This window comes from Pseudoalteromonas sp. PSi26 (assembly GCF_054960575.1).
Window position 1 is genome coordinate 252913 of record NZ_JBHNYT010000001.1, and the last position, 12171, is coordinate 265083.

The window sequence follows — 12171 nt, forward strand, 5'->3', positions numbered from 1 at the left end:
TGCTTTTCCCTTTAATAGTTTAAAAATTACTTGCTTGAGTCAATTAAATCAACATCAATGTAATCCATCGTTACACCATCAATGTAAGTGATTGAAAGCCCATTAGTAACTTTAGTAGCAGTACCAAACGACATCATCATGCCTTCGTACATAGCTTTAACGTCGCCAGTGTAACCTGTAGACTCAGCACCCATAAGAGATAATGTGTAACCCATTGCTGCGTCACCTTTAACCATTACATCTAACATGCTTTGATCTTCATCGCCGCTTGCGTCAACAGTACCCATAACTTTAAAGTCTAGGTCGCCCGACATACCTTCAAGAGTAACAGTACCCATGTCAGTCACGTCATCAGCAGTTACATTTAACATACCAGTAAACCCAGAATCACCGTCCATAATTGTAACGTGGTTCCAAGCTTCAGTATTAACGATTTCAGCATCATCTACTGTGTCAGCATCTACTTCGCCGTCAAATGTAAATATTAAACAAGAATCAATTTGAGTCTCGTCAATAGTGCCCGCTGCAAAGTCAACACAATCTGTAAGTGCGTTTGCTTGCGAATCTGCGGTCATTAGCTCAACCGTAGCATCACCGCCAACTAGCGTAGCGCCCCAAGCAACAACTAACTGGTCACCTTGGTAAGATGCAAATGCGTTAATCATTTCACCTGTGGTTTCATTGTTAAGTATCAGTATTAAATCGTCTAAGCTGTAAGCATAAGTCCAGTTAGGTTGACGAGTAGATGTACCTTCACCCACGTTCCCCATATCAGCAAGTTCGTTAATTACGTCAGCTAATACATCAGCTGCATCAAGAACTGCTTCACCACCAGTGCTTGTAAGTACAGTCATTGTGCTTAGTGACTCTGATGTTGCTTTAACAGATACAAGTACTTCAAACTTAGCAATTGCATCTTGCGCTGTTAATTGTAAAGCGTAAGCTGTAGCAAACTGCTCTGATGCAAGTTCAGCTTTAGCAGCAGCCGTAACAGCCATTGCCTCTGCAGCGTCAATTAAATCTTGCGCATCTGTACTGTCAGCATCTAAAGCTAAGTAAGCTTCTGCTGCAGCTAGTGCTTGTGCAATAGCAACTTCTAATGCGTCAACACTTGCAGCAAAGTCAGAAGCCGCAAGAATTGCAGCGTCTGCAAGTGCTAGCGCTTCAGCTGCATTTTCAGCGTTGTCTACCATTGCATCTTCAGCAGCAGATAGTGCTGTTGTAGACGCTGTTTCAGCAGTCATTGCAGCCGTTTCAGCTGCTAGCGCTAGTTCGTTAGTTTCTGTAGCAAGGGCAGCTGCTGCTGCAACTGCTGCATCAAACTCAGCAAGCGCCGCTTCAGCTTCAGTAACAAGTAATGCAAGTTCTGTGTTAAACGCTGCAACTTTTTCAATTTCAGCTGAAGAACCGGCTACTAGCGCGTCTGCATCATCTAAAATTTGTTGGTAATCAGAACTATTAGCCACAAGTAAAGTAGCAACAGACACTAAACCTTGAGACTGTACAAACAATGCATTCGACTCACCGGCTAAATCAGCAACTGCAGCTTCATTTACAAGTAACTCAACCGCATTTGAAAATGCTACTGCTGTGTCTGCGTCAACTACAGTGTCACCACCTAGTGCTTGTACTGCAACTAAATCATCTTGCGCAGCAGTAACTGAAGCCTGAATTGATACTAGCTCAGCTTCTGCAACCGTTACCGCAGCAGTTGTTTTAGCTGCAAGTTGCATGTAAAAACCATCGCCTACTGTACAATCGTCAGTACAACCAATTTTCTCAAGCGCTTTTTTAGATTTTTCAGCAGCCTTAGCTAAACCAGCATCACTTGCTGCGCCATTTTTAACAGCTTTATTTTTAGCCGCTTTTGCTTTTTTAGCAATACCTGTTGATTGTGCAGCAAATGCCGCCTTTTCAGCGTCAGTTGCATCTGGGTTGTTTACAGCAAATGCAGCAGCAAGCGCAGCTTCAATATCGCTTTCTTCACCAGTAGCAATTGCAAAGAAAATATTAGCCGTATTTGTAGCAGCTTGTTGCAGTGCAGTAGCTAGTGCAGCGATGTCTGCATCGTCACTACCTGTTACTTTACCTGCTTTAATACCAGCAATAAGTTTTGTCATGTTGCCGTTAATATCCGCAAGGCCTTGAATAGACGAAGCAAGTTGAGCTAACGATAATTTACCATCGTCTAGCATTTCTTCGCCGTCAACGTCAGTTAAATCGACTGCACCGCCGTTAGAAACATCACCTAGTAAAGAAGCTAGTAAAAGTGCTGTATCTGGGCCTAAAACTTGAACAAGCACATCTACGCTAGAATTAGCAATACCAGCAGCATCAACACCCTCACCCGCATCAATTAAAAGTTGTGAAACAAGCGTTGTTAAGAAAGTCGCGTTTGCTCTTAGTGAACGCGCTACGTTTGCATCGCCTAAAGCACCACTTGCGCCAGATGCATCTGCTTCTACCGCTGGAATAAATTTAACAACAGAAAGCTCTAAGTCTGTTTTGTACCATTCGCCAAACTCAATTGCTAAATCGCCATCGTTAACATCATCTTCTGCTGGTGCTTCGTCGTAAGTACCACAACCTAGGTATGCATCACAACGTAGGTAGCTGTCGTCGCCTTCAGCTGATGTTTTAACAGTAATGTATACTGGACCTGTAAAGTCGTCTTCTAGGAATACACTGTAACGACCGCTTTCATCTGTTAAAACAGCGTCTGGGTTTGCTGCTAAAATACTTGCCGCTACTGCTTCATCAGCAGCTTCTTGAGATAAACCTTCAGCAGAGAAAGTTTCAGCTTCCGCAGATGCCGCTAAACGAAATGGTACTGCTACCATTTGGCCTGTTGAATCCAATGTTGAAACGCTAACCACCGCGTTCATCATTGCACCTTTAACTGCTTTACCTGTTACTTCAACGTTAAACTGGACGCTATCTGATGAATCAAAAGACTCAACAGGTGGAACATAAACATTTCTGTCATTATCAGTACCACACGCAGTTAAGCCGAGTGTAAGTGCAACTGATGCCGCTATTGGTGTAAATTTGATCATACGCTTCGCCATTTATTTCTCCTTGATAGCCATGAAATAAGTATCTGAAAAAGTTTGGTTAAACTTGGGTAAGTTTATTCGCTGTTTACAAAAAATGTAAACAAGCACAATAATCTAACCTTTGTTAATAGAACTTTAAAAGTACCATTAAGCTATGAGTTGTTGCTACATATTTATACAAAAAAAATGATGTAATTTTAGTTTAACGCCATGTTTTAATTTTTATAGGCCTTAATTAAATTCAATAACCTAAGTTAGAGCCACAAAAAACCAACATGTTGATTTATAATATATCGTGTTTGTTGATTGATTATTACATTAAATTTAGTTTGTTAAATTTTTTCTTCAAGTATTTGCGACAGAACATTAAAAATAAATGTAGAATGGAGGTAAATTAACCCTAAAGAATTTAGTTTCTATCAAAAATAAAACTTTAGAATTAGGCAAGCCAATCCCTTGTTTATTATTTATTTTAAAATCCTGCTTAATTGTTACTGCATTATTAATACTGTTAAATTAACCCTAACTGACTATAAGGGTCTGTTGATCCTTAAAAGTTAATAATGCAGCAAAAAATGATTAAAAGGGAACCCTTACAAGCCCTTCCATCAATACTCTGGCGCTTCGACTCATACTCGCTTTGGTAACTTGCCAGTCGCCATTACTATTTTTAGCCTCAGCGCCTACTTTTAACGTGCCCGATGGATGACCAAAGTTCACCTCACTCAAAGCGCCGCCACCTGCAGCTAAATTAACTAACGTACCTTCTATAGCCGCTGCAGTGCCAATAGCAACTGCGGCTGTTCCCATCATGGCATGGTGTAACTTACCCATCGACATAGCACGTACTAATAAATTAATACTGCCCGCATCTATGTGTTTACCGCTAGATGAATTATAAGCCACAGGCTTAGCAACAAACGCGACTTTAGGTGTATGTTGGCGTGCTTGTGCTTCATTTACATTAGTAATTAAGCCCATTTTAACAGCGCCATAAGCACGTATTGTTTCAAGCTTTTTAAGCGCAGCGTCATCGTTATTAATGTCGTCTTGCAGCTCAGTGCCGGTATAACCAATAGCTTCAGCATTAATAAAAATAGTTGGAATACCCGCATTAATCATCGTCGCCTTTAGTGTGCCAACATCTGGCACCTCTAAGTCGTCAACAACATTACCTGTTGGAAATAAAGCCCCATCCCCATCAGCAGGGTCTACAAACTCAAGCTTTACCTCAGCCGCTGGGAACGTCACGCCGTCAAGCTCAAAGTCACCGGTTTCTTGTACTTCGCCATTAGTCATTGGTACATGCACTAAAATGCTTTTTTTAATGTTAGCCTGCCAAACACGTACAATAGCAATACCATTATCGGGCACTCGGTTTTTATCAACTAAGCCATTACTAATAGCAAACGCACCCACGGCAGAGGTTAAATTACCGCAGTTACCGCTCCAATCAACAAACGCTTTATCAATAGCAACTTGCCCAAACAAGTAATCTACATCGTGATTAGCTTGCTCACTTTTACTTAAAATAACCGTTTTGCTGGTGCTTGATGTTGCACCGCCCATGCCGTCGGTTTGTTTACCATAAGGATCGGGGCTGCCAATAACACGAAGCAACAAATTATCGCGCGCCTCACCTGCCACTTGGGCAGGCTTTGGCAAATCGGTTAAATTAAAAAACACACCTTTACTCGTGCCGCCGCGCATGTAGGTCGCGGGCACTTTTATTTGTGGTTTAAACATTTTAAAAAATCCTTATTAGGCGTTTGTCGCTTCTAAAAAGTCTTGAGCAAAACGCTGCAATACACCACCAGCAGCATAAATAGAAAGCTCTTCTTGCGTATCTAATCGGCATTTCATTGCTGTAGTAACTACCTCGCCATTTTTGCGGGTGATCACAAGCTCCAATGTTGCGCCCGGTGCCGGTACGCCTTTTACATCGTAACTTTCACTACCATCAAGGTTTAGTGTTTTACGTGTAGTGCCTGGTGCAAACTCAAGCGGTAAAACGCCCATGCCAATTAAATTAGTACGATGAATTCGCTCAAAGCCTTCAGCGGCTATAACTTCAACACCTGCAAGCCTAACCCCTTTTGCCGCCCAATCGCGTGACGATCCTTGCCCGTAGTCAGCACCGGCCACAATAATAAGCGGTTGTTTACGTTGCATGTAAGTTTCGATTGCTTCCCACATGCGCGTGTTTTCACCCTCAGGCTCTATACGCGCGTAAGACCCCTGCTTAACGTCACCGTTTTCATCAAGTACCATTTCGTTAAGTAATTTAGGGTTTGCAAACGTGGCACGCTGCGCAGTTAAATGATCGCCGCGGTGCGTTGCATAAGAGTTAAAATCTTCCTCTGGCACATTCATTTTAGTGAGGTACTCGCCCGCAGCACTGCTTGCCATAATTGCGTTAGAAGGCGATAAATGATCGGTCGTAATATTGTCACCCAATACCGCTAATGCACGCATACCACTCATGGTGCGCTCACCGGCAAGTGCCCCTTCCCAATAAGGCGGGCGGCGAATATAGGTACTTTGCGCTCGCCAATCATAAAGTGGATCGTTGTCTTCACCGTAATCTACGGTTAAGTCAAACATAGGCTCGTACACTTTTTTAAATTGCTCAGGCTTAACGCTTTGCTGAATAACCGCATCTATTTCTTCATCGGACGGCCATAAATCTTTAAGGGTTACATCATTACCGTGTTGATCTTGCCCTAAAATATCTTTTTCAATATCAAAACGGATCGTGCCCGCAATAGCATAAGCAACAACCAAAGGCGGTGATGCTAAAAAGGCTTGTTTTGCATACGGATGAATACGCCCGTCAAAGTTACGGTTACCCGAAAGCACAGCCGTTGTGTATAAATCGCGATCTATCACTTCTTTCTGAATAACAGGGTCAAGTGCCCCACTCATACCATTACAAGTCGTACACGCAAAGCCAACAATACCAAAGCCAAGTTGTTCAAGCTCTGACAATAGGTTTGCGTCTTCAAGGTACGATTGCACAGCTTTAGAGCCCGGCGCTAACGACGTTTTAACCCACGGTTTGCGCATTAAGCCTTTTGCATTGGCATTGCGTGCTAACAAACCTGCCGCAATCACATTACGTGGGTTACTGGTATTGGTACAGCTGGTAATTGCCGCAATAATACACGCGCCGTCTGGCATTAAACCGTCTTCGTTTTCAACAATACCCGAAATACCTTCTTTCGCTAAATCGCTAGTTGAAACACGACGATGTGGGTTAGAAGGCCCCGCAATATTGCGGCCAACGCTCGATAAATCAAAAGTCAAAACACGCTCGTATTTTGCCGTTTTTAAGCTATCGCTCCAAAGGCCAGCCGTTTTAGCGTAGTTTTCTACAAGGGCTATTTGCTCTTCATCGCGCCCAGTTAAACGTAAATAGTCTATTGTTTTATCGTCGATATAAAACATAGCCGCAGTCGCACCAAATTCTGGCGTCATGTTTGAAATGGTTGCTCTGTCACCAAGCGTTAGCGCATCAGCGCCTTCGCCGTAAAATTCTAAATAGGTCGATACAACACGCTGCTCGCGTAAAAACTCAGTAATCGCCAACACAATATCGGTAGCGGTAATACCCGGCTGGCGAGTACCCGTAAGCTCTACGCCTACAATATCGGGTAAACGAATGTAAGATGCGCGGCCAAGCATAACGCTTTCAGCTTCAAGCCCGCCTACACCCACAGCAATAACACCTAATGCATCAACATGCGGGGTGTGGCTGTCGGTGCCTACAAGCGTATCGGGGAATGCAATGCCATCTCGGTTTTGAATAACAGGCGACATTTTTTCAAGGTTAATTTGATGCATAATGCCGTTACCAGGCGGGATCACATCAATATTTTTAAACGCGGTTTTAGTCCAGTTTATAAAATGAAAACGGTCATCGTTGCGGCGGTCTTCAATGGCACGGTTTTTTTCAAATGCCTCAGGATCAAAACCCGCATGTTCAACCGCCAACGAATGGTCAACAATTAACTGCGTTGGTACCACAGGATTAACTTTAGACGGATCGCCACCTTTAGCCGCAATTGCATCGCGCAAGCCTGCTAAATCAACAAGGGCTGTTTGGCCTAAAATATCGTGGCATACCACACGTGCCGGATACCACGGAAAATCTAAATCTTGTTTACGCTCAATTATTTGGCTAAGTGCATCGGTTAGCATAGCAGGGTCGCAGCGGCGCACTAAGTTTTCGGCAAATACTCGCGAGCTGTAAGGAAGTGTGGCATAAGCGCCTGGTTTAATAGCATCAACTGCGGCTTGAGTATCGTAGTAATCTACATTTGAGCCCGCAAGCGGTTTGCGGTACTGAGTATTGTTAATTATGGTCATAATAAAAATTCGCTAATAAGTGACGGGAAATAAAAAGGCAAAAAGGTGAGCTAGGCTCACCTTAAATGCTAACTAATTAGCCTCTTGATTCAATTGGCGTATAGCTGCGTGCATCTGGCCCAGTGTAATCTGCACTTGGGCGAATAATACGGTTATTAGCACGTTGTTCTTTTACGTGAGCTGTCCACCCTGTAACGCGGCTCATTACAAATATTGGCGTAAACAACTTAGTGGGAATATCCATAAAGTGATAAGCCGATGCATGGAAAAAATCCGCATTACAAAATAACTTTTTCTCGCGCCACATAACTTCTTCACAACGAACAGACACCGGGTAAAGCACATCATCGCCCACCTCTGCCGCTAATTTTTCAGACCACTTTTTAATAATTACATTACGTGGGTCTGACTCACGGTAAATAGCATGGCCAAAGCCCATAATTTTATCTTTACGCTCAAGCATACCCATTATTTCTTGCTCGGCATGGTCTGCACTAGTAAAGCCTTCAATCATATCCATTGCAGCTTCGTTTGCACCACCATGTAAAGGCCCGCGTAACGTACCAATAGCACCCGTTACACACGAATGAATATCAGACAAAGTAGAGGCACACACACGCCCTGTAAACGTAGAGGCATTAAACTCGTGCTCTGCGTATAAAATAAGCGACACATTCATTACCTGTGCAAACAACTCGCTAGGCGCTTTGTCGTGTAATAACGTTAAAAAGTGTGCACCTACTGAATCATCGTCTGTTTGTGTTTCAATACGAACGCCATCGTGTGAAAAACGGTACCAGTAACAAATAATACTTGGGAACACGGCAACCATGCGGTCAATCGCATCGTTTGCTTGGCTAAAATCAAGTTCCATTTCAAGGTTACCCAACATAGAGCACCCCGTGCGCATTACATCCATTGGGTGCGCGTCTTTAGGAATATTTTCAAGCACGGTTTTAAGTGCATCTGGCAAGCCACGTAAGCTTTTTAATTTTGCTTTGTACTCAGCCAACTCGCTAGTTGTTGGTAACTCGCCGCGTGAAAGTAAAAACGACACTTCTTCAAACTGCGCTTTTTCAGCCAGTTCGCTAATATCGTAACCACAATACGTTAAGCCCGATCCACTTTGGCCCACTGTACATAATGCTGTTTGACCTGCTACTTGTCCGCGTAAACCTGCGCCGCCTAATGCTTTATCTACCATGATCTTCTCCTATCTTAAATTTGTGTGTGTTATCTAATTTAATAGTTATTATTTGTCAGATTTTGATGAAAAAAGGTTATCGAGTGTGTTTTCGTACGTGTGGTAATCTAAAAAGTCGTAAAGCTCAGCGCGGGTTTGCATGTTTTCAATTTCGCTTTGTTGTGAGCCTTCATTTAAAATAGCCGAATACACGTTAAGAGCCGCTTTGTTCATTGCTCTAAACGCACTCAATGGGTAAAGCACCATTTCAACACCTACATCACTTAATTGCTCTTTGGTGTAAATTGGCGTTTGGCCAAACTCAGTAATGTTAGCCAAAATAGGCACGTTTAACGCATTGGCAAATGCTTGGTAATCGGCAAGGTCGTGCACGGCTTCAGCAAAAATAGCATCAGCGCCGGCCTCAACACAGGCTGCTGCGCGGTCAATAGCCGCATTTAAGCCTTCTTTTTGAAACGCATCGGTACGCGCCATAATGTAAAAATCGCTATCGGTTTTTGCATCTACCGCCGCTTTAATACGGTCAACCATTTCGCCTTGGCTAACAATTTCTTTGTTAGGGCGATGGCCACAACGTTTTTGCGCCACTTGGTCTTCTATATGAAAACCCGCCGCACCCGCTTTAGTCATTTCTTTAACGGTACGTGCAATATTAAACGCCCCGCCCCAGCCTGTATCAGCATCAACAAGTAAAGGTAAATCGCTGGCGCCCGTAATACGGCGAATATCTTCAAGTACGTTGTCTAGGCTGGTCATGCCTAAATCAGGCATACCGTAAGAGGCATTAGCAACACCCGCACCCGAAAGGTAAATTGCTTGGTGGCCCATTTTTTCAGCCATCATGGCTGTGTAGGCATTAATAGTGCCCACTACTTGTAATGGGCGATTATTAGCAATAGCTTGTTTAAATTTATATCCTGCTGACATGTCATTTCCTCTCTTTGAACGGTGGCTACATGGAGTAACTTATATTTTTAATCTTTGTATATGACGCTTTAACTATTTTGCTTAACATTTAGCTTTTAGCGGCTTTTACCAATCTGTATGAGTAAACAGTTATTCAGATTGGTATAAATCAAATTTGGTTTGAATATTCGCTTGCGACGCACTTATATGGCGCTTCATTAGCATTTCGGCCAGCTCGCCGTCGTGGTTTTCAATCGCGTTAATAATAGCTAGGTGTTCGTCAAACGCTTTTGATACACGCGGCCCCACCATACCCATTTGCACGCGGTACATGCGTATTAATTGATACAGGTCGTTACAAAGCAAATGAATCAAATGCGCGTTTTTACTACCTTTAATAATGCGATAATGAAAATCTAAATCGCCCGCTTCTTGGTAGTACGACTCGCCTTCTTTAACGCGTTGCGTTTGTAAATGTTGATTAAGCAATTGCTTTAAGCCTTTAATTTCATCAGGCTCCATATTGTCGGCAGCTAAGCGGCACGCCAAGCCCTCAAGCGAGCTACGCACTTGGTAAACCTCAATTAAACGCTCAGCGGTAAGGGCGACAACACGGCAACCTACATTGGCTTTACGCTCAACTAAATAACAGCTTTCTAGGCGGTTTAGCGCCTCACGCAATGTTGCGCGGCTTACACCGTAACGCTTTGCAAGCTCTGGCTCCGAAATTTTACTACCTTGGGCAATAGTGCCTTCAACAATCTCACGGCGCATATTTACAAATACCTGATCGGATGCGGTGGTAACGGGCGCTTCGTTTAAAAATGAGTCTGTCATAAGTTATTTTTTAGATTGTCGACAATTTGTATCGCCATAATGGGCGCATTAAAAAAACATGTCAACCCTAAAACCCAATATACAGGCTAAAAAACAGCCTTATTGTCGACACTATTAGTCTAAAGTATGAGCATAATAGTGTATAAATACCTAAAAACCACAAAGTGTCGACAGCGAAATTTAATTAAGTGGCGCGTTTTTATCACTGAAATTTAGTTATTTAAATGCTAAAATCGCGCTTTATTTTTAATGTACGAGCTAGCGCGTGAACGCCAATACTTTTATTCCTGAGCACTTTATAGACGACGTAAAAACCTACCTGCCAAATCATTTAAAGTTAGATGACTTTATAAATGCGTGTCGTCGCCCGCTCAGAAAATCTATCCGCGTTAATACATTAAAAATTACCGTTGAAGACTTTATTAACAAAGCAGAACAAAAAAATTGGCAACTTACGCCAATTCCTTGGTGTAGCGAAGGCTTTTGGCTAGAGCGCCCAAGTAATGAAGAGCAAAATCTAGCCCTGGGTAATACCGATTTACACCTAAGCGGCGCAATGTACGTGCAAGAGGCAAGCTCAATGCTACCGCCAATAGCGCTCAAACAAAGTATACAAACAAGCAACACCGTGCTTGATATGGCGTCGGCGCCGGGGTCTAAAACATCGCAACTAGCAGCACTAATGAACAACCAAGGTGTGTTGGTAGCTAATGAGCTTTCGTCGTCGCGTTTAAAAGTACTCAGTGCCACCTTAAAACGCATGGGCGTGGGTAACTGTGCGCTTTCACACTTTGATGGCGTTATATTTGGTAACTACATGTTTGAATGTTTCGATAGCATATTGCTAGACGCTCCCTGCTCTGGCGAAGGCACCGTGCGTAAAGACGCAGACGCATTAAAAAATTGGTCAATAGAATCAAACATTCAAATAGCCCAAGTACAAAAAGACTTAATAAAAAGCGCATTTTACGCGTTAAAACCCGGCGGCACGCTCGTGTATTCTACCTGTACACTCACCCCGCTCGAAAACCAACAAGTATGTGAATTTTTACTTGAAGAATTTGGCGAGTATATAGCGCCCGAGTCGCTTAGCGATTTATTTCCGGGGGCCGACAAAGCAACAACGACCGAGGGCTATTTGCATGTATGGCCGCAAACCTACGACAGCGAAGGCTTTTTTATTGCTAAGTTTAAAAAGCATGCAAGTTGTAACAACCCTAACCAAACAGTTAAAAAAGGCGCGTTTCCGTTTGTTGAGTTTGATAAAAAACCAACCACGGCATTTATGAGCGAGCTTAAAAAACACTTTGGTTTAAAACATTTACCCGGCACATTAATGCAGCGCGACAAAGAACTGTGGTTATTCCCGCAGGGGTTTGATGCAATTCAAAACAAAATTAAATACGCCCGCTTAGGCATTCAAATAGGCATTATTCATAAAAACGGCGTAAGGCTAACTCACGAATTTGCTACAGTTTTAGGCAATGCGTGTAAAACCAATACGTACGCGCTTAATAGTGAACAAGCAAACGATTACTTTAATGGTAAAGATGTACGACTAGCTGAGCCTACAAAAGAGCTAGGCGAAGTAGTATTAACTTTATGTGGCTGCCCTATTGGTCTGGGGAAATGGCAAAAAAATAAGATCAAAAACTCACTACCGCGCGATCTTGTGCAAAATACCCAGTTAATAAACTGGGAGTAAATACACGTAAATTACGTATAAAATGTGTACAACATAGTTAAGTGTTTGTATTAACTGCAGTATAAAAAACAACCTAAAAATGTGTAATTTTAAGA

General features: G+C 42.8%; 7 protein-coding genes. 1 reads left to right on the forward strand and 6 read right to left on the reverse strand.

All coding sequences use genetic code 11. The annotated features are described in order from the left end of the window. Positions 1–26 precede the first annotated feature (26 nt). From ACFI34_RS01195 to ACFI34_RS01220, 6 genes are all read right to left on the reverse strand, one after another. A complete protein-coding gene (locus ACFI34_RS01195; RefSeq protein WP_462672099.1) occupies positions 27–3068 on the reverse strand; it encodes a hypothetical protein in 3042 nt (1013 codons plus the stop codon). 567 nt (positions 3069–3635) lie between these two features. Then, positions 3636–4802 carry a 2-methylaconitate cis-trans isomerase PrpF gene (prpF, locus tag ACFI34_RS01200; protein ID WP_462672100.1) on the reverse strand — a complete coding sequence of 389 codons (1167 nt, stop codon included), beginning with the start codon at positions 4800–4802 and terminating at the stop codon, positions 3636–3638. Positions 4803–4817: 15 nt separating this feature from the next. Further along, entirely contained in the window at positions 4818–7424 is a 2607-nt protein-coding gene (acnD, locus tag ACFI34_RS01205) for a Fe/S-dependent 2-methylisocitrate dehydratase AcnD (RefSeq protein WP_462672101.1), read from the reverse strand. A 76-nt stretch (positions 7425–7500) separates the two neighbouring features. Then, positions 7501–8628: a bifunctional 2-methylcitrate synthase/citrate synthase gene (prpC, locus tag ACFI34_RS01210; RefSeq protein WP_462672102.1), complete on the reverse strand. Its 1128-nt coding sequence runs from the start codon at positions 8626–8628 to the stop codon at positions 7501–7503. A 48-nt stretch (positions 8629–8676) separates the two neighbouring features. Then, positions 8677–9555 carry a methylisocitrate lyase gene (gene prpB / locus ACFI34_RS01215; protein WP_058552061.1) on the reverse strand — a complete coding sequence of 293 codons (879 nt, stop codon included), beginning with the start codon at positions 9553–9555 and terminating at the stop codon, positions 8677–8679. A 129-nt stretch (positions 9556–9684) separates the two neighbouring features. Further along, positions 9685–10371, reverse strand: a complete 687-nt coding sequence (locus tag ACFI34_RS01220; RefSeq protein WP_462672103.1) for a GntR family transcriptional regulator — start codon at positions 10369–10371, stop codon at positions 9685–9687. Between the two features lie 265 nt (positions 10372–10636). Here ACFI34_RS01220 and rsmF point away from each other — a divergent pair, with 265 nt between their 5' ends. Continuing rightward, positions 10637–12076 carry a 16S rRNA (cytosine(1407)-C(5))-methyltransferase RsmF gene (rsmF, locus tag ACFI34_RS01225; RefSeq protein ID WP_462672104.1) on the forward strand — a complete coding sequence of 480 codons (1440 nt, stop codon included), beginning with the start codon at positions 10637–10639 and terminating at the stop codon, positions 12074–12076. The last annotated feature ends 95 nt before the right edge of the window (positions 12077–12171 follow it).

Excerpts from the sequence above, each read along its gene's own strand:
- ACFI34_RS01195 (WP_462672099.1), bottom strand. The coding sequence starts at position 3,068 with ATGGCGAAGCGTATGATCAAATTTACACCAATAGCGGCATCAGTTGCA.
- prpC (WP_462672102.1), bottom strand. The coding sequence starts at position 8,628 with ATGGTAGATAAAGCATTAGGCGGCGCAGGTTTACGCGGACAAGTAGCA.
- acnD (WP_462672101.1), bottom strand. The coding sequence starts at position 7,424 with ATGACCATAATTAACAATACTCAGTACCGCAAACCGCTTGCGGGCTCA.
- prpB (WP_058552061.1), bottom strand. The coding sequence starts at position 9,555 with ATGTCAGCAGGATATAAATTTAAACAAGCTATTGCTAATAATCGCCCA.
- prpF (WP_462672100.1), bottom strand. The coding sequence starts at position 4,802 with ATGTTTAAACCACAAATAAAAGTGCCCGCGACCTACATGCGCGGCGGC.
- ACFI34_RS01220 (WP_462672103.1), bottom strand. The coding sequence starts at position 10,371 with ATGACAGACTCATTTTTAAACGAAGCGCCCGTTACCACCGCATCCGAT.